Raw genomic sequence first — 18700 nt, forward strand, 5'->3', positions numbered from 1 at the left:
TAGAAAAAGGCCCCTCTGCCTAAACAGAGGGAAATGCCTTTAGTTTCTAACTTTGGAGTCTTCCTTCACAACCGATTCTGTAATGACTACTCCGCGTTTTGCCATTTCTTCAATATATACATTTCCTGGAACGCTCTGCTCTGGAGGATAAACTCCTCTTTTCGCAATTGTTCCATTCCCAATCATTTGAGCAACAACCGAAATGGTATTCGCAGTTGCTCTAGCCATCGCTGTTACATTATGTTCTCTGTCTTTAAAAGTAGCCATTTCATATTGGTACGTAGTGAACTCTCCATCCTTTGTGCCAGAAACTTCTACACGAAGTAACACTGCATCATCGCGGTCACCTAGTTCCACAATTGGATCAAGAACCTTTAGTAATACTTCTCTCGGCTTTATTGTTTGCCCATGTAAATCAACCTCATAGTCATTACGTGTCAGATTCAGGTCAACTAGTAGTTTGAACTTCTCCGCATGTCCTGGGTAACGAATCGTTTTATATTCTAATGTATCCACGTTTGGAAAAGAGATTGGTAATGTTGATGTTCCACCGGAAGTGTGAAAAGCTTCTAATGGCCCAAATTTATCAAAGTGAAGTCGTTCTACTTCGGATAAAGATGGAATCTCTTGCTTCACGCCATTTCGGATGATTAACGACGGGTCTGTGTAGTGATCCATTAAGCCTTCCATCGAGAACACGTGAAAATACTCAAGTGGTGGTTCTGGTCTTACTGGAATACCACCAACAAACAGTTTAATAGATTTCGTTTCATCTAGTTTGCTAGATCCGTAGCCAGAAAGAATATTAATCATTCCTGGTGCTACGCCAAGGTCTGGTATTAATGTTACATTGGCTACTTCTGCGTCTTCGTGCATTTCTAATACTTTATCGGTGATGTGTCCAATGTGTCCTCCTAAATCGACTGAGTTTACGCCGACTTGGATGGCTGTTTTTGCTACGATTTCGTTGAAGGAATAGAATAGTGCGTTTATGATAACGTCGTATTGACGCATGAATGCTGCTAGTTCTTCTTGGTTGGATGCGTCTACTTGGTGTGCTGTTAGTTTTGGTGAGTTTAGTTGGTCGACTACTTGTTGTGCTCTTGTTAAATCTAGGTCTGCTAATCCGATTGTTGTTACTCCTTGGCTTGTTGTTAGGTCTCGTGCTGCTTCTTTTCCCATTAATCCTGATCCTAGTACTCCTACTTTCATGTGATCACTCCTTCTGTAAAATTTAATCCTATAATTATATTTTCTGGCCCTGGCCGCGGTCGGAATACACTCCGCTTTCCGTGGGCGGCTGGTGAGCCTCCTCGCTCGTTCCGAGCTGCGGGGTCTCACCGATGCCTTTGCTCCCACAGGAGTCTCCGTGTATTCCGACCGCTAAGTGCATTGAAGAATCTGTTCAATTTACACTAGCCAACATAAATAAATAATTTTTCCTTACTCCACGTCTATCTGTGCTCTTTGGAGTTTGCCGCTGTAGTCTACGTAGACGGATTTCCATTCGGTGAAGACGTCTAGGGCTTGGACTCCGGAGTCGCGGTGGCCGTTTCCGGTTCCTTTTGTTCCTCCGAATGGTAGGTGGATTTCGGCTCCTGTTGTTCCTGCGTTTACGTATACTATTCCTGTGTCTAGGTCGCGTTGTGCTTGGAAAACGCGGTTTACGTCTCTTGTAAAGATGGAACTGGAAAGACCGAATTCTACACTGTTATTCACTTCGATTGCTTCTTCAAAGCTCTTCACTGGTATTAAAGAAACTACTGGTCCGAAAATCTCTTCTTTAGCAATTCGCATGGAAACTTTTGCATCTGTAAATATTGTTGGAGCGAAATAATTACCATTTGCATGTTCGCCTTCTGTTAACTCATAGCCACCCGCGAGAAGTTTTGCTCCTTCTTCTTTACCAATTTCAATATACTTTTTAATCTTTTCGATACCGGCTTTATTGATGATTGGTCCCACTTTTATGGATTCATCTAGCCCATTACCAATTGTTAATGTTTCCATTGCAACTAATAGTCGCTCTTCTAACGCCTCTTTTACATCCTCATGAACGATTACACGGCTACATGCGGTACAACGCTGACCACTTGTTCCAAAGGCACTCCATAGAATTCCTTCTACTGCTAGATCTAGGTCTGCATTATCCATGACGATTACAGCATTTTTACCACCCATTTCTAGGGACACCTTTTTCAACTGGCGTCCACATTCACCAGCAATATTACGTCCAACATCGTTAGACCCGGTAAAAGAAATCACTCGAATATCATCATGATGTACCATCGCATCACCAACCTCGGAACCACCACCAAATACTACGTTAATCACGCCTTTTGGAAGGCCAGCTTCTTCAAAAATCTTCGCTAACTCATAAGCCATGATTGGCGTTTCTGTTGCAGGCTTCCAAACTACTGCGTTACCAGCAACAATGGCAGGGAATGACTTCCACGTTGCAATTGCAATCGGAAAGTTCCATGGTGTAATGATTCCAACAACCCCAATAGGTGCGCGAACGCTCATGGCGAATTTATCCTTTAATTCGGAAGGTGTTGTTTGACCGAATAAACGTCTTCCTTCTCCAGCCATGTAGAATGCCATATCAATACCTTCCTGCACTTCCCCACGTGCTTCCTCAATCACTTTTCCATTTTCCATTGTTAACAGCTGTGAGATTTCTTCTTTTCTTTCCTTTAATAGATAACCAACTCGATATAGAACTTCTGCACGTTGAGGCGCAGGGACTAGTGCCCACTCTTTTTGTGCCTTTTTGGCTGCTTGAACGGCTGCATCTACACTTGCTGCATCTGATAAAGGAACATCCAGTATTGCTTCGCCAGTCGCAGGGTTATAGACCGGGGTTGTCTTTTCTACCTCAACCCATTCTCCATTAATAAAGTTTGATAACTTCTTTGTTTTTACTTCTACCATTTAAAATACCTCCTCAAATATTTTGCTAAGATTATAGTTTAGGGGTCTGACCCCTTATCGATGATATAGTGGATGAAACGGATATTTGCTCCACATTGGTGAGTATTTCAATCACTGTTGGCAAGCCGCTTTTTTGTGCTTGAAGTAAAGCATTTTTGAACTCGCCAATGGTTGAAACAGTATACCCTTGTGCACCAACACCCTTTGCTAAAGCAGAAAAAGATACTTCACCTAAATCAGTTCCAATGACTCTTTCTGGATAATGTATTTCTTGGTGCATACGGATTGTTCCATAGCTGTTGTTGTTAAATACAAGCGCAATTACTGGGATATTTTCTCGCACTGCTGTTTCAAGCTCTTGGAAGGTCATCATGAATCCGCCATCACCTGATAGAGATACGACCGTTCTTTGAGGATTTGCTAATTTAGCCCCCAAAGCAGCAGGTAAACCATACCCCATTGCCCCTGACGTTGGTCCTACATAGGTGTTCGATTTCGTAAATGGATAGAATCCATGTAACCAACCGGCAAAGTTGCCGGCATCATTCGTAATGATCGAATCAGCAGGGAGCATATCTACCATTGCTTTGATGATATGCTTATTGATAACGTCTGCTTCTGAAACTTCTAAACTACTAACCTCTAAGTATCGCTGGTTACATTCCCTAGCCCATGTCGGCCAAGCAAAGCTTATATCCATATACGTAAAAGCATTTAGTGCCTTTTTCATATCAGCAATAATAGCAACGTCAGGTGGATAAACTTTACCAATAACCTCTTGTTCGATATCTACATGAATTAGTTTTTGTTCAGCCGACAATAATGTGTAATCCTGTGTAGTAACCTCAGAAAGCCTGGTTCCTAACGCTAGTATTAAATCTGCTTCCTTTACCGTTTCAATTACCTTTTTCGGTGTGCCTAATCCAAGATGTCCAGCATATAGCGGATGATTGTTCGGAAACACATCATGTCGGCGAAAAGCTGTAATAACTGGAATTTGGAAACGTTCAGCAAATCGGAGTAATTCCTTTTCAGCTTGAGACAGTTTCACCCCTCCACCAGCAATGATTAGTGGTTTATCTGCCTCAATAAGGGAATTCGCCACTGAGACTTCCTCTCCATCAGAAGGTGCTGGTCTTGGAATCGTAATCTCTGGTCCGAAGTGCATCTCTGCCTCTGCAGGCAGTACATCCTCTGGCAAAGAAACGACTACTGGTCCAGGTCGACCCGATTGTGCAATACGAAATGCTCTACCTACTAGTTCAGGCATTCTTTCTGGATCCTTTACTTCAACTGCCCATTTCGTAATCGGCTTGAAGAATTGATCTAAATCTACTTCTTGGAAACCTTCCCTGCCACGGAATTTACTATGTACCTGCCCTAGGAAGACAACCATTGGAGTCGAGTCTTGATAAGCAGTATGTACACCGATGGATAGATTGGCTGCACCTACTCCCCTAGTCGCAAGTACAACTCCTGGTTTCCTTGAGGCTTTGGCATACCCTTCCGCCATAAAGGATGCTCCACCCTCATGTCTAGCAGAAACCAAATCAATGGAAGCTTCATCATATAAAGCATCCAATAATGGCAAGTAGCTTTCCCCTGGAACACAAAATACTTTTGTAATTTGTTCCCGCTTTATACATTCCACAATTGCTTTTGCAGCGGTCATTTTTGTTTTCATTTGAATCATGACGAGATCACGCCTTTACTCGTAAATTCCTTTATTCTTCTAATAACTTCATCAATACGATCTAGTTGTACAGATAACGATATGCGAATATACCCTTCACCAGAAGGACCAAAAGCAGTTCCTGGTGTAACAATAATTCCAGCTTCCTCTAACAGTTTTTCTGAAAATACCGCAGACGTATAGCCAGCTGGAATCTTCGTCCAAATAAAAATGGATCCTCTTGGCTTTTCTACTTCGAAGCCTGCCTCTATTAAACCTTGGTACATTCGTTCCATTCTTGCCTTGAAAATTTCATTATGTTTTTTCACATCTGATAAATCACTTCTTAATGCGTGTGCTGCTGCTTTTTGAATCGCTAAAAATTGGCTCGTATCGATATTACTTTTGTACGTGTGAAGCGCTTTGATTAAGTCTTTATTTCCTACAACGTACCCGATCCGCCAGCCAGTCATATTAAAGCTTTTAGACAGCGACCCAAATTCAACCGCAACCTCTTTCGCCTGTGGCACTTGAAGAATACTTGGAGACTTATAACCATCAAACGTTACCAAGTCGTAAGCAGCATCATGAATGACAGCAATATTATTTTTCTTTCCAAATGTAATCGCTTCCAAAAAGGTATTCAATTCTACTGTTGCAGCGGTCGGATTCCCTGGATAATTCAAGAAGAGTAACTTCGCTGCTTGTTTATCCATTTCTGATACCCGTTCAAACATTGGTACATAGCCATTCTGTGCATCTAACGGAAGATAAGTACTAGTGCCTCCTGCTAAATGTACCGCTGTCTGGTAGACGGGATAACCTGGATCTGGAATAAGCACGGTATCCCCTGGATTAATCGCTGCTTGGATGAGATTGGCAATTCCTTCTTTAGAACCGATTAGTGCTAAAACCTCTGTGTCTGGATCTAACTCTACCCCATAGTGGTTTTGATAAAAATGGGCCACAGCTTCACGGAACTCCTTGCTTCCGTCATAGGGGGAGTATCGATGATTCATTGGATTCTGTACCTCCTCACAAAGCTTATCGATAATAAACTTCGGTGTAGGCAGGTCAGGTGCCCCAATTCCTAAATCAATGACATCCACACCAATAGCCTTCAATTCCTCTTTCCTCTTTTGAAATCTGGAAAATAGATACGGCGGTAACTCCTTTACCCTATCTGACACATACATGGTTCTACCCATCCTTCCGTTTCAATATACGAAACGCTATTTCATATATCTGACATCAGTATAATCGTATTAACAAATTTTTTCAATTATTATTAAAAAACGAAATATTTTTGTTACAATGAATATAGAAAGCGCTTACTTATTCTAAACTGAGGTGAAAAAATGGACACAAGTAAAGACTATGCTCTTTATTTAGACAAAAAGGATTTCTTATCCGCTTTTCGAGATGAATTCTATGTTTCTAAAGAGAAAGTTTATTTAGACGGAAATTCCCTCGGACTCTTATCCAAACGATCAGAAAAAGCAGTTCTCAGCATATTAGAGTCTTGGAAAAATCACGCAATAGATGGTTGGACTAGTGGTGATCATCCGTGGTTTTACTTATCAGAGGAACTTGGTAAACAATTTGCTCCACTCGTCGGGGCGGATCCCGAAGAGTTAATTGCAACAGGATCTACGACGGCCAACCTACATCAGCTTTTAGCAAGCTTTTATCAACCCGAGGGCAGGAAAACGAAAATTCTAGCAGATGCGTTAAACTTTCCGTCTGATATATATGCGATAAAGAGCCAACTTCAATTAAAGGGTTACTCACCAGAAAACCATCTTGTCCAAGTAAAAAGCAGTGACGGCCACACGCTAAAAACAGAGGATATCATTGAGGCGATGACAGATGAGATTGCTTTAATCATCCTCCCGGGTGTTCTTTATCGTAGTGGGCAAATACTTGATATGAAAGCGTTGACCAAGGCTGCGCATGAGCGTGGAATTGTTATTGGATTCGATTTATGTCATTCCATTGGCTCCATTCCACATAGCTTATCCGATTGGAATGTCGATTTTGCCTTTTGGTGCACGTATAAACATTTAAATGCAGGTCCTGGGAGTGTCGCTGGCATCTATGTTAATAAAAAGCATCTAGGTAAGGAGCCGGGGCTATCGGGCTGGTTCAGTTCAGCTAAAGAAGTACAGTTTGATATGGCCCATGAATTAACACCTGCTCCTACTGCTGGAGCGTTTCAAATTGGTACACCACATGTGCTTAGCCTAGCCCCACTAATTGGTTCACTAGAAATCTTTGAAGAAGCAGGAATTACAGCCATCCGTAAAAAGTCTTTAAAGCTAACGGATTATTTACTGGGGTTAATACATGCAGAGTTAGATGATTTCCAATTTGAAGTTGCTTCACCAAACGACCATTCATCACGTGGTGGTCATATCTATTTAACCCACCCAAATGCAGCTAGTATTTGTAAAGCATTAAAAGTATCCGGAGTAGTACCTGACTTTAGAAGTCCAAACGGGATACGCCTTGCACCTGTTGCACTTTATAATACCTTTGAAGAAGTTTGGCAAGCGGTTCAAACATTAAAAGTTATCATGCAGGAGCAAACATATAAAAAATTCGAAAATACAAGAGGAGTTATCGCTTGATGGCAAAATGGATTGATATAACACAACCACTTACTAATGATATGGCACACTGGCCAGGTGATCGCCCTTTCACCTATGAGGTTGCTGCTACAAAAGAACAAACTGGATCTGCTAATGTAGGAAAAATCACGACTAGTGTTCATATGGGAACGCATGCCGATTCCCCATTCCATTTCGATAATCATGGAACAACAATTGAACAAATTCCAGTGGATACGTATATAGGGAAAGCTATAGTTATTGATGTAAGTCCATATAAAACCATTACACCAGAGGTATTAAAAAAATATAACCTAAAGGGTACTACACGGTTACTGCTTCATACTTCTCTACCGAATAACCCTAAACACTTCCCAGAAGATATACCAGTTCTGGACCCAAGCATTGCTGCCTATCTAGCCGACAAAGGAATCATTTTATTAGGTATTGATATGCCTTCTGTTGACCCGATAAATAGCAAAAGCTTAGAGACACATCATGCGCTTTACAAACATGGCATTAACATTTTAGAAAACCTCATGCTCGACCATGTAGAGCCCGGTGATTATGAACTTATTGCCCTTCCATTAAGGATTGTTGGTGCTGATGGTAGTCCAGTAAGGGCTGTTTTACAACCAGTAAAGGAGGACTTATCGGATGCGTGAGGATTATGTATGGGATTTCTATTCGGATGACTCAGGAGCTTATACAGACTTCAAGGAAAAAATGACATATGGTGATTATTTACAACTCGAATCTTTACTAGATAGTCAAAAACGCCTCTCTAATCATCATGATGAAATGCTATTTATCGTCATTCATCAAGTTAGTGAGCTTTGGCTAAAGCTAATGATTCATGAGATAGAAGCTGCAACAGAGGCTATTCAGAATAAGGAATATCAAGCTGCCTTTAAAATGCTTGCCCGTGTATCTAAAATTCAATCACAAATCATTCATGCTTGGGATGTACTCTCAACGTTGACGCCATCAGAGTATATGGAATTCCGTAGTTTACTTGGAAATGCATCTGGGTTTCAATCGTATCAATACCGTCTAGTTGAGTTTGTTCTAGGTTACAAGACACCCCATATCGTGAAAATATATGAAAAGGACCCTGTATTACATGAACGACTCCAAGCAGCGTTTGAAGCTCCAGGCTTGTATGATGTAGCCATTCAATCATTAGCTAAAGAAGGATTTAGTATTAACCAAAGCGTACTAGAAAGAGACTTCTCCCAAAAATACCAGCAAGATCCAACTGTTGCTGATGCTTGGTTAGAGGTTTACCGGAACAAAGATACATATTGGAACCTATATCAATTAGCTGAAAAGCTTGTCGATATTGAAGATTGGTTCCAACAATGGCGATTCCGTCATATGAAGACAGTCGAACGAATCATTGGTCTCAAAACCGGTACCGGTGGAACATCAGGGGTAGCCTATTTAAAAAAGGTGCTTGACCATTACTTCTTCCCCGAATTATGGGACGTACGAACTAAGATATAAAAAATGCTTAGGGTCTCCAGACGAGATCCTAAGCATTTTTTAACACTAATTAATTGTTACCATTTCCTTTTCCTTTGTTACCATTTCCATTATTTCCTTTATTGCCGTTACCGTTGTTGCCCTTACCATTATTACCCTTGTTTTCTTTTTTATCCGCTTTTTCTGATGCTCTCTCAGCTTTTCTTTCGGCTTTTTCTAATGCTTTCTCAGCCTTCTTTTCAGCTTTTTTATTTTTAACCTTTACAACTTCTTCTGTTTCTTCTGTAGACTCAACTTCTTCTTCACCATCTAGGTCGTCCTTAGAGATTTCAGGCTCTTCATCTGTAACTGGTGCTTCAACAGTTAAAGTTGCTTTCTCTTCTGAGTTTTCCTCAGTAGTTTCTTCGTTAGTTGCAACTTCTTCTTCTAATTCTAGTTCTTCTTCTTTGGTTACTTTACTTGCACGCTTCTCAATTTTCTTCGCTAGTTTAGCAAATGACTTTTCAATATTTTTCATAATAGCAGCTTGTGCTTTTGGATTTTCGATTTTCGCAAGTACTGCAGATAGAGCATTGATATTATTTGCTAATTTAACTTTTACTTTAGCAGTTTCTTCATCATCTTCTGCTACTACTTCTTCCGTATCTTCTTCAGTAATTACTTCTTCTGTTTCTGTTTCATCTTCAACAGCTGTTTCGTCAGTAGCCTCTTCTTCTGTTGTTTCCTCAGTTTCCTCTGTTGAATCTTCTGCTACTTCTTCTTCCGTTCCTTCTTCTGTGCTTTCTTCTTCAGTAACTTCTTCTTCACCTTCAAGCTTATCTTCCGCTTGTGCCTGGAAATCTAAAGCTTTTTGAAGTAATTCACCTGCTTCATCAATCTTACCTTCTTGAATTAGAACATTTGCTTCAGCGATACGCTTAGCAGCATATTCTGCTAATAATTGGCTCTTTTTATAATCATCAAAAGTTAATGCTAAAGTTATTTTTTCTTGCACTACTTCTACAAAGTAGAAAAAGTCTCCAGGAATTAGCCCAGCATCTACTTCCTCTTCTTCAGTTACTTCTTCATCAGTAGATTCATCCTCTTCAGTAACTTCTTCACCTTCAGTAGTTGTGTCTTCTTCTGTGTTTTTGTTTTCCTCAGAATCATCTTCTGCTACAACATCATCGCCACTTGTCTCATCAACTGCTGATTCTTCAGTAGTGTTTGTAGTTTCCTCTTGTGATTCTGTAAGAGTTAGGCTTCCTTCGTTACTTTCTTCTGCTAGAGCTGTTGTTGCCCCAGATGTTACTACTACTGCTGCTAGGACCGTACTAGTCACTAGACTTGTTAGTTTACGTGAATACTTCATTTATTGTTTCCTCCCCTTTATAAATGATTGCCCTAAAAGTTTCGCAGGGTTGGATAATTATATGTCGTTTTTTGCCTAGTATTTTTTAAAATAGAACTATTTAACTAGATCTATTTGTTGCAAATCAACACAAAAAACCCCTAAAAACAATGTTTTAGAGGTCTTCTTCAATACGAAAAATAACTTTATATTTTTCTTCATCTAATAGGTCAGTGATATGAATATGCTTACCATGACCAAAGAATACTTCAGAGTCTGTCATCGCAATGACCATTGCCTTCGTATTACTTTGTATATCTAAGAATACATCACCGACCACTGGTTTTACAACGTCCTCATCACTATCGGTTATATAGGTAATGGATTCATCTTGAATTTGTTGTTCTTCCGGAACTAAGCTTTTATCATAATATGCAATTTCTTGGCTTGCGTCCGCTTTACCAGGAACCATTACAACATATTCATTATGCTTAACGCCATTATCCCTTGTAGTCACAACATTGCCATCTTCCACACTATCCACTTTTTCAATGGAGTTTAGTGAATAATGATCTAGAAAATCTGGCGCTGGCTTTGTGATTAGTATGTAATCACCAGGATTAGGCTTTCTATTTTCGTCAATCGTATAGCGTTTCCCATAAAAAATAAACGTATCATTATGCTTTGGCTTGTACAATGTTATTTCGTTCGCACTAGTTAAAACTTGTTTCATATCCTTTAATCGATACAAGTGCACTGACTTTTTAAACATAGGTTTTACAGTATATACTTTGTGGAGTTCATTTTGATAAAAAACAAATTGACCTTTCCGAACTTGAAAAAGCTTCACAGGATTTCCTCCTAGAGATAGAATGAATAAAATAAAGAATGTCTAATCTTATCTTTTGTCACATTTCAATATTTAAACATGATAAATTAGTTTATCGCACATTCTTATCCATATGTACAAAGGGCAGGTCTGTATCCACTTTTCCTAAGATGCGTTTTAAATGTATGTTTTCTCCCTCTAACCATTTACCAAAATCAAAAATAACTGGCTCACGGTCGCCACCTAGCGCAAACCAAGCTTTCAACTCTTTCGGAAAATATGCTGAGGTATGAATAGTTCCAGACCAGTTTTTATATTGATTGGAGAAAACTCCCTTGTCGGAATCATTCATCATTCGAAACGCTTGATACGCATCTGTTGCGTATTGCTTTTGAGATTCTATGGCGTCCATGCGTTTATACGAATCATCTAAATGGTGGCGGTTCTCATGTTTTAAGACTTCAAAGTGGTTTGTACAAACGTTTGATTGACGTACTTCAGTCCCTCTTGGCGTAGCCTCTACAATATAAGTTTGCCCAGTTTTATCTAAAACAATATAGCTAAAAGAATGTCTATGCGGCACTTCCTTAAGCATATGTACGGCCTCTTCGACAGTAGCACAATTTTCAAGTACCATTCTGCCAATCATATTACAAATAAATCCGTCTCCTGGCTTTTTGCGGTGCATAAAATTATAACCCAAGCTTAAGCCTTTCTCGTTCAAACCATCCATTCTTCCCGTTATTCTTTGGGATGGACCGATGAGAGCATAACCTTGATCAGTTGGTGCAAAGATGGTAAATCTTCCTTCATATGTTTTCGGGTGATAATCATAGTTTCGAATCATATAATCAGAATCTGTAAAAATGGAGCAACCGCTTCGCATATAATGAAGGCGGTATCCACCAAATTCCTGAAGCACTTCCTGCATATCCCATTGCAATGCATCACGTAAGCCAAGGAGTTCATCCCATATGGTAGGAGCAAATGGAAGAATTGCTTCCTTTACCTCTTGTTCTTTTATGATGAAATGTGGTCTACGAATTTTCCAGATTCGCTTGCGATTTTCTATTGTTAATGAATCCTTCAGTAGTTCGCCTTGTTTATAACCAAAATCATAATGCGAGCCACGGAACTGAATGACATCACTATAGATTTGCTTCAACGTAATCATCCTTTAACAAAAATAGGATAGAAGCTACACTCTATCCTATTCTTCCTATTTACTCTCTAATTCTTCAACTAGAAGGGATAGTTCTTCCCATCTTTCCATCTTAGTATCAAGCTCTTCTTGAACTCGTTCTTGTTCTGCAAATAGTTTTTGAACTTTTTCTGAGTCACTTCCTGCTTCGACAATACCGGTTTCTAGCTCTATTATCTTTTCTTCTAGCTTTGCTATTTGATCCTCGATTTCGTCCCACTCTTTTTGTTCCATATAGGATAGCTTTTTCTTCTGCTTTGGTTTTTGTTCTACTTTGGCAGCTTTTACTTCTTTCTTTATATCCGTTTGATGCTTTTCTCTATACTCACTATAGTTACCAAAGAACGAACTAATTCTCCCATTACCTTCAAATACGAGTAGCTTATCCACGACACGATCTAGAAAATATCGGTCATGGGATACGGTAATGACAACACCAGGAAAGTGATCTAAGTATTCTTCTAAGACCCCAAGTGTTTGAATATCTAAATCGTTTGTAGGTTCATCAAGGAACAGAACGTTTGGCTCGGTCATTAGAATCTTAAGAAGGTACAGTCGTCGGCGTTCTCCACCGGAAAGCTTACGAATATAGTTATATTGCTCAGAACGCGGGAATAAGAAACGTTCAAGCATTTGTTCCGCTGTAATGACATCGCCATCTTTCGTATGAATGACCTCTGCCACTTCTTTAATAAAATCGACTACACGCATATCCCCATTCAATTCTTCATCACCTTGCGTATAGTAACCTATTTTAACGGTTTCACCAGTGATTACTTCTCCACTATCAGCAGTAAATCGTTTGGCCATAATATTTAATAATGTGGTTTTCCCTGAGCCATTAGGTCCAATAATACCAATACGATCTCCAGGAATAATTAACTGGCTGAAATCTTCTATTAGTTGGCGTCCTTCAAAGGATTTTTCAATATCTATTAATTCAATAACCTTTTTTCCAAGGCGAGTAGAGCCTACGTTAAATTCTACGTTTTGTTGATCGGTGTTAAAGGTTTTATCCTTCATTTCATGAACTCTATCTATTCTAGCCTTTTGTTTCGTTGTTCTTGCCTTCACTCCAGCTTTTAACCAAGCCAGTTCTCTCTTTAACGTATTGGCATGTTTCTGTTGATTGCTTCGCTCGAGCTCTTCTCGTTCAGCTTTCTTCTCTAGAAATACCTCATAATTTCCTTCATAGACATAGAAATTCCCTTTATCCAGTTCAAAGATTTTGTTAGTTACACGATTTAAGAAGTATCGGTCATGCGTAACCAGTAGTAATGCTCCAGTAAAGCTTTGCAAATATTTCTCTAACCATTCGACTGTTTCATTATCCAGGTGGTTTGTCGGCTCGTCTAGGATTAACAAATCAGCAGGCTGAATTAATGCTTTAGCAATCGCAATCCGTTTCTGTTGTCCACCTGATAGTTCCGTAACCTTCTTATTAAAATCGGTTATACCGAGCTTGGTCAAGATTGTCTTAGCAGTAGTACTTGCTTCCCACGCTTCATGCTCATCCATCTTTTGTTGAACCTTCAATAGAGATTCTTGCACTTTCATGTTCTCAGGATCTTGCTCAAGTTTTTGTAATGTACGCTCATATTCGCGCATTACTTTCATAATTGTTGCTTCCCCATAGTAAATCTGCTCAATCACCGACAGATTCGAATCTAATTCAGCTTCTTGTGGTAAATACTCGACTTGATAATCCTTTGGAAACTGGATTGACCCGGTATCTGGTGAATCTACACCTGCGATTACTTTTAAGAAGCTCGACTTTCCGGTGCCATTAACACCAATCAACCCAATTCGGTCTTTTTCTGTAATTGTACAAGTTATATTATTAAATAAAATCTTATCACCATATGATTTATGTAAGTTTTCAATCATTAACATAGCAAAGCCCTTCCTTGCCTATCAAAGATTACTTTGAATTTTTTCTGTTGCGGATTACTTCTTTTACCAAAAAGACAATTAGTAGTAGTAACCATGATGTTACTAAATAAAAAATCATTTTACTCATTTGGTCCATATCATTAATAAAAAATACCATGCCGGTCCAAATAGCAGCAATGATAATAATTTGATAAATTAAAGGTTTCATGCAATTTCCCCCTGTGACACATATTACCTCTAAGTTTACATTACCAATATTTATTTTACCATTTGATTGCTAATAAAGAGAGGATAACAGCTCTTCTAGCCGTTACCCTCCATTCTTAAAATTGTTTTAACATATTTGCCATTTCAATGGCAGAAACAGCAGATTCCGCTCCTTTATTACCAGCCTTTGTTCCTGCTCGTTCAATTGCCTGTTCTATTGTCTCTGTTGTTAACACTCCAAAAATAACTGGCTTTCCAGTTTCGAGTGAAACACGGGAAACGCCCTTAGCTACTTCACTACATACATAGTCAAAGTGTGGTGTTGATCCTCGTATAACTGTTCCAAGGGTAATAACTGCATCATATTTTTCATTCTGCGCCATTCTCTGTGCTACTAATGAGATTTCAAATGCACCTGGAACCCATGCAATATCCACATTTTCTTCTGGTACTCCATGTCGTTTTAACATATCTGTAGCACCATCTAATAGTTTACTTGTAATAAATTCATTGAACCTTCCAACAACAATACCTATCTTTAAATCACTACCAACTAAATTTCCTTCAAACACTCGTCCCATTTTCATCCATCTCCTTTATGATTGTTTTACTGTTGCTCTTTGTTTTTGCTGGTATTCTACTAAATCTTCAATTGAAATGAGCTTTAAATCCAAACGCTTGGCCATCTCAATTAAATCTGGCAAACGAGCCATCGTTCCATCTTCTTTAACAATTTCGCAGATCACGCCTGCAGGTGAAGCATTGCTTAGCTTGGCTAAGTCAACTGCAGCCTCTGTATGCCCTGGGCGCGCAATTACTCCTCCATCTTTTGCAATTAAAGGGAACATGTGGCCAGGTTTTTTGAAATCTGAACCCTTTGCATTAGTATTAACTAATTCTAAAATGGTTCTTGAACGTTCTTCTGCACTAATTCCAGTAGTTGTGCTTATATGGTCAACACTTACTGTAAAAGCCGTTCCCAATGGGTCGGTGTTATTTTCTACCATCATCTTTAAGTTTAGCTTTTCCGCTAACCATGAAGTGATAGGCACACAGACTAATCCTTTACCATGTGTAATCATAAAGTTAATCACTGCAGGAGTTGCCATATCTGCCAAGGCTATAAAATCTCCTTCATTTTCCCTGTTCTCATCATCCACGACAATTATTGGTTTTCCTAATTTTAAATCTTCAACAGCTTCGTCTATATGGTTAAACAATTACATCACCCTTTACATAAATCCATTCTGTATTAATAATTCTTTGTCAATATCTGCTTTCTGTGTTTGGTTAGTTGGATTGAGTATGTTATGTACATATTTTGCTAACATATCACACTCAATATTTACAATATCTCCTTGCGACTTATCCCCAACAATTGTTTCTTGGACTGTATGTGGAATAATTGAAATCGTGACAATATTCTTGTTCACGTTAAATATGGTTAAGCTAGTTCCATCGACTGTAATAGAACCTTTTAGCATGAGATACTTTTTGAGGTCATCAGAAACCTTAATATCATAGTAAATCGCATTTTCTTGCCTCTGTTTACGAATGATTTCCCCAATACCATCCACGTGTCCTGAGACAAAATGGCCTCCAAACCTTCCATTAGCCGGCATGGCACGTTCTAAATTCACTTTAGAGCCATTAATCAAATCCTTTAAAGAAGTAGATTTAACTGTTTCAGGCATGACGTCCACCTGAAAGTCGTTCATAGTGAAGCTCGTTACAGTCAGGCAAACACCGTTCACCGCGATGCTATCTCCAAGCTTAACATCATCCAATATTTTCTTAGATTCGATAATCATTTGAATGGCATGTTCGGACCTTTTTTGTATTCCTTTTATAGTTCCCATCTCTTCAATAATTCCTGTAAACACATCTCTCACCTCTTTTAACTTCTTAAGTTATAGTAAACACCAAAAAGCCCCTGAATATTCTTTCAGGGGCATAGGGATAGATTTTGGGCATAGTTACAGAATTTTTAAATAAGCCAAACAACATTTTTCCTTATCTCATTATTAAAAACTCCTCATTCGCTTGTCCATGCAGATGACCATGCGTACAAGTTGTTCTAATCAGTAATAAGAAAATATAATCTAGCTTCTTCTGACTTCCACAAAATTCCTTCTCCCATCCAGACTTTACTGTCGGCTCTGGAATTTCACCAGATCCACCGTATGAATATTTTCATACGGGTCACGGACTTAGAAGCACCTACTTCATCACCGCCGGTTGGGAATTTCACCCGACCCCGAAGGAACACATTAAAATTATTGAATTAAAATCAGTATAGTATCTTTTTAATAGCTATGCAATTGTTTGTTTAGCAACAAAATTTAGATAGTTTACTAAATATCTACGTGATTATCTTACCATTATCGTACATAATATAATTATCACAAAAGTTATGGGGGAAAATTCTATGGCATTACAAAAGGGGAGCAAAAATTGTATTACCGATGTAGAAGGTGTACTAGTAGGACACAAGACATTGTATGAGAAACTGGATGATGAAAACACCATTTGCACTGGCGTCACTGCAATTCTACCGCATCCAAGAAATCTCTTCTATGAAAAGGTACGAGCAGCTAGTCACGTTATTAACGGATACGGAAAAACAAGTGGACTTGTTCAAATAGATGAGCTGGGTTTGATCGAATCTCCTATCATGCTAACGAACACATTGAGTGTTGGGCCAGTAATGGAAGGAACGGTTACCTATATGCTTGAAAAAAATGAAGAGCTCGGTACATCTGCTGGAACACTAAATGTCGTTGTAGGCGAGTGTAATGATGGGTTTTTAAACTCTATGAGACTCCAAGCTGTCAGACCTAAACATGCTATTGAAGCGATTGAAGGTGCAAAAAGTAGTGCTGTGGAACAAGGGGCTGTTGGTGCTGGAAAAGGAATGATATGCTTCGGATATAAAGGTGGAATTGGAACAGCGTCGCGGATCGTTACCGCTTCAGATGAAAAGTACACCGTTGGTTGCCTTGTATTAAGTAATTTTGGCGACAGTCAAGATGCATTGTTTGCTGATTTTCCTAAAAAGAAAAACCCTAACTCAACCGATGGATCCATCATGATGATTGTCGCAACAGATGCCCCGCTCTATGACAGGCAACTAAAGCGATTAGCAAAACGGACTGCAGCTGGATTAGGACGAGTCGGTAGTCACATGGATAATGGTAGCGGCGATATTGCTATTGCATTTTCAACAGCTAATCCTTCACCACATACTAAAAGTGGTCATTTAGAAACGATAACCTATCTCCGTGATGATGATAAAGCGATGAACCAATTGTTCCAAGCTGTTGCTGAGGCAACAGAGGAAGCAATTATTAACTCGTTACGACATGCCGAAACTACAGAGGGCCAGCATAGTAGAGTAATTGAAAAGGCGCCACTTTAGAAGTGACGCCTTTTCATTTTGATTGGTGGAATCGGTTGATAGTTGCTTAATTTCGGTTGATATTCTGATGGAATGGTTGATATTACATTAATTTGGTTGATGTCATTGAGATTACGGTTGATGTTTCTTCCATTCCGGTTGATAGTAACCTAATTTTGGTTGATGTTCGTATCAGAACGGTCGATACACCTACCATTTCCACAACAAAACTACCTGGACTTAACCAAAAACTGCTTCGGCACATCTGATTGAAACAGCATTAACTGATCAGTCACCGGATGTTTAAACTTCAGTACTTTCGCATGAAGTCCTAATCGACCCAGTTCATTTGTTTTTGCCCCATACTTCTTATCGCCCACTACCGGATGTCCAATATCACTCATATGAACACGGATTTGGTTTTTTCGACCAGTTTCTAGATTCACTTCCACTAACGAGTAATTTTTATTGGAATTAGTTTTACGGAAATGGGTAATCGCTAACTGTCCACCTCTATCTTGAACGGAATACATTTGGTGTGTTTTACTTTCTTTGAGCCAAGACTTTATCGTACCCTCAGGTTGCTTTAGCTCCCCTTCCACCAAGGCTACATACGTCCGCTCCTGTACTAGCTCTTTCCAATTATCTTGAAGTATTCGTTTAACTTTTTCACTTTTAGCGAACATCATTACCCCAGACGTTTCCTTGTCTAGTCGATGAACAACGAAGACGCGATTTCTTGGGTCCTTCCGTCTCACATAATCCATTAGTTGATGTAGCGCTGTATTCTTTTTCTCTGTTTCCGTAGCTATAGAAAGGAGGCCCGCATCCTTTTGAATGACAATAATCGAATTATCTTCGAATAATATCTCCATTCCTATTAGTGTACTTTCCTTAACAGCTATTTTGTTTTTTAAGACACTGACAACTTGACCTGATCGTAGTGGATAATTATGTTTCGTTTCAATATGATCATCCACCTTTACTTGGCCACGAGTTAGGATTGATTTTACCGAGTTTCTACTTCTGCTTTCCATTTGTTGTAGCAAGAAGGGCAGTAATTCAGTTGATTCTTTTACCTTGTAATTTAACGTTCCCTCTCTTGGGGGATTTGAATTTCTATTTTTATAAGACATGTCTGTT

The 18700-nt window shown here is 39.2% G+C and carries 16 protein-coding genes, 1 pseudogene and 1 riboswitch; of the genes and pseudogenes, 4 read left to right on the top strand and 13 right to left on the bottom strand.

Going from position 1 to position 18700, the window contains the following annotated elements; genetic code table 11:
- Positions 1-39: 39 nt before the first annotated feature.
- The 4 genes from TE34_RS10335 to TE34_RS10350 form a co-directional block, all read right to left on the bottom strand.
- Entirely contained in the window at positions 40-1212 is a 1173-nt protein-coding gene (locus TE34_RS10335) for a saccharopine dehydrogenase family protein (RefSeq protein ID WP_047984741.1), read from the bottom strand.
- A 231-nt stretch (positions 1213-1443) separates the two neighbouring features.
- Positions 1444-2934, bottom strand: coding sequence for an aldehyde dehydrogenase family protein (locus TE34_RS10340; RefSeq protein ID WP_047984742.1), 1491 nt, complete (start codon positions 2932-2934; stop codon positions 1444-1446).
- Between the two features lie 31 nt (positions 2935-2965).
- Positions 2966-4627, bottom strand: coding sequence for a thiamine pyrophosphate-dependent enzyme (locus tag TE34_RS10345; protein WP_047984743.1), 1662 nt, complete (start codon positions 4625-4627; stop codon positions 2966-2968).
- Complete coding sequence (locus TE34_RS10350; RefSeq protein ID WP_047984744.1) at positions 4624-5802, bottom strand: LL-diaminopimelate aminotransferase; 1179 nt, start codon at positions 5800-5802, stop codon at positions 4624-4626. The genes TE34_RS10345 and TE34_RS10350 overlap by 4 nt, the downstream gene beginning before the upstream one ends.
- 162 nt (positions 5803-5964) lie before the next feature.
- On the opposite strand from TE34_RS10350, the gene kynU reads away from it, so the two are divergent.
- Genes kynU through kynA form a run of 3 tightly spaced genes read left to right on the top strand, consistent with a single transcriptional unit; the run spans position 5965 to position 8721 of the window.
- The gene (kynU, locus tag TE34_RS10355; protein ID WP_047984745.1) at positions 5965-7236 is read left to right on the top strand and encodes a kynureninase; all 1272 of its coding nucleotides are present in this window, start codon (positions 5965-5967) and stop codon (positions 7234-7236) included.
- Positions 7236-7880, top strand: a complete 645-nt coding sequence (gene kynB, locus TE34_RS10360; RefSeq protein WP_201777689.1) for an arylformamidase — start codon at positions 7236-7238, stop codon at positions 7878-7880. The genes kynU and kynB overlap by 1 nt, the downstream gene beginning before the upstream one ends.
- A complete protein-coding gene (gene kynA / locus TE34_RS10365) occupies positions 7873-8721 on the top strand; it encodes a tryptophan 2,3-dioxygenase (RefSeq protein ID WP_047984747.1) in 849 nt (282 codons plus the stop codon). The genes kynB and kynA overlap by 8 nt, the downstream gene beginning before the upstream one ends.
- A gap of 49 nt (positions 8722-8770) precedes the next feature.
- Here the strand turns inward: kynA and TE34_RS10370 are convergent, their stop codons facing one another.
- The 8 genes and pseudogenes from TE34_RS10370 to ribE form a co-directional block, all read right to left on the bottom strand.
- On the bottom strand, positions 8771-10051 hold the full coding sequence (locus TE34_RS10370) for a DUF5667 domain-containing protein (RefSeq protein WP_047984748.1): 1281 nt from the start codon (positions 10049-10051) through the stop codon (positions 8771-8773).
- 154 nt (positions 10052-10205) lie between these two features.
- A complete protein-coding gene (locus TE34_RS10375) occupies positions 10206-10880 on the bottom strand; it encodes a hypothetical protein (protein ID WP_047984749.1) in 675 nt (224 codons plus the stop codon).
- Between the two features lie 91 nt (positions 10881-10971).
- Positions 10972-12024 (bottom strand): C45 family autoproteolytic acyltransferase/hydolase, encoded by a 1053-nt coding sequence (locus tag TE34_RS10380; RefSeq protein ID WP_047984750.1) that lies wholly within the window; start codon positions 12022-12024, stop codon positions 10972-10974.
- A gap of 54 nt (positions 12025-12078) precedes the next feature.
- Positions 12079-13953, bottom strand: a complete 1875-nt coding sequence (locus TE34_RS10385) for an ABC-F family ATP-binding cassette domain-containing protein (RefSeq protein ID WP_047984751.1) — start codon at positions 13951-13953, stop codon at positions 12079-12081.
- Positions 13954-13981: 28 nt separating this feature from the next.
- Entirely contained in the window at positions 13982-14161 is a 180-nt protein-coding gene (locus tag TE34_RS10390) for a hypothetical protein (protein ID WP_047984752.1), read from the bottom strand.
- Positions 14162-14276: 115 nt separating this feature from the next.
- A complete protein-coding gene (gene ribH, locus TE34_RS10395) occupies positions 14277-14741 on the bottom strand; it encodes a 6,7-dimethyl-8-ribityllumazine synthase (RefSeq protein WP_047984753.1) in 465 nt (154 codons plus the stop codon).
- 27 nt (positions 14742-14768) lie between these two features.
- Positions 14769-15380 (bottom strand): annotated as a pseudogene (gene ribB, locus TE34_RS10400) (3,4-dihydroxy-2-butanone-4-phosphate synthase); the annotation flags it as partial.
- A 12-nt stretch (positions 15381-15392) separates the two neighbouring features.
- A complete protein-coding gene (ribE, locus tag TE34_RS10405) occupies positions 15393-16043 on the bottom strand; it encodes a riboflavin synthase (protein ID WP_047984754.1) in 651 nt (216 codons plus the stop codon).
- 241 nt (positions 16044-16284) lie between these two features.
- A riboswitch (FMN riboswitch) is annotated at positions 16285-16429 on the bottom strand.
- 159 nt (positions 16430-16588) lie between these two features.
- Here ribE and TE34_RS10410 point away from each other — a divergent pair.
- Positions 16589-17578: a P1 family peptidase gene (locus TE34_RS10410; RefSeq protein ID WP_047984755.1), complete on the top strand. Its 990-nt coding sequence runs from the start codon at positions 16589-16591 to the stop codon at positions 17576-17578.
- A 209-nt stretch (positions 17579-17787) separates the two neighbouring features.
- Here TE34_RS10410 and TE34_RS10415 read toward each other — a convergent pair whose 3' ends face one another.
- Positions 17788-18693: an RluA family pseudouridine synthase gene (locus TE34_RS10415; RefSeq protein ID WP_047984756.1), complete on the bottom strand. Its 906-nt coding sequence runs from the start codon at positions 18691-18693 to the stop codon at positions 17788-17790.
- Between the last annotated feature and the right edge of the window lie 7 nt (positions 18694-18700).

It is taken from the genome of Ornithinibacillus californiensis, from assembly GCF_001038485.1.
GTDB lineage: Bacteria > Bacillota > Bacilli > Bacillales > Amphibacillaceae > Ornithinibacillus > Ornithinibacillus californiensis.

Bases quoted from the DNA above. Each gene is read 5' to 3' on its own strand.
- kynB (WP_201777689.1), top strand. From the start codon at position 7,236: ATGGCAAAATGGATTGATATAACACAACCACTTACTAATGATATGGCA.
- TE34_RS10340 (WP_047984742.1), bottom strand. From the start codon at position 2,934: ATGGTAGAAGTAAAAACAAAGAAGTTATCAAACTTTATTAATGGAGAA.
- TE34_RS10370 (WP_047984748.1), bottom strand. From the start codon at position 10,051: ATGAAGTATTCACGTAAACTAACAAGTCTAGTGACTAGTACGGTCCTA.
- TE34_RS10390 (WP_047984752.1), bottom strand. From the start codon at position 14,161: ATGAAACCTTTAATTTATCAAATTATTATCATTGCTGCTATTTGGACC.
- TE34_RS10345 (WP_047984743.1), bottom strand. From the start codon at position 4,627: ATGATTCAAATGAAAACAAAAATGACCGCTGCAAAAGCAATTGTGGAA.
- TE34_RS10415 (WP_047984756.1), bottom strand. From the start codon at position 18,693: ATGTCTTATAAAAATAGAAATTCAAATCCCCCAAGAGAGGGAACGTTA.
- TE34_RS10350 (WP_047984744.1), bottom strand. From the start codon at position 5,802: ATGTATGTGTCAGATAGGGTAAAGGAGTTACCGCCGTATCTATTTTCC.
- kynU (WP_047984745.1), top strand. From the start codon at position 5,965: ATGGACACAAGTAAAGACTATGCTCTTTATTTAGACAAAAAGGATTTC.
- TE34_RS10385 (WP_047984751.1), bottom strand. From the start codon at position 13,953: ATGTTAATGATTGAAAACTTACATAAATCATATGGTGATAAGATTTTA.
- kynA (WP_047984747.1), top strand. From the start codon at position 7,873: ATGCGTGAGGATTATGTATGGGATTTCTATTCGGATGACTCAGGAGCT.
- ribH (WP_047984753.1), bottom strand. From the start codon at position 14,741: ATGGGACGAGTGTTTGAAGGAAATTTAGTTGGTAGTGATTTAAAGATA.
- TE34_RS10335 (WP_047984741.1), bottom strand. From the start codon at position 1,212: ATGAAAGTAGGAGTACTAGGATCAGGATTAATGGGAAAAGAAGCAGCA.
- TE34_RS10410 (WP_047984755.1), top strand. From the start codon at position 16,589: ATGGCATTACAAAAGGGGAGCAAAAATTGTATTACCGATGTAGAAGGT.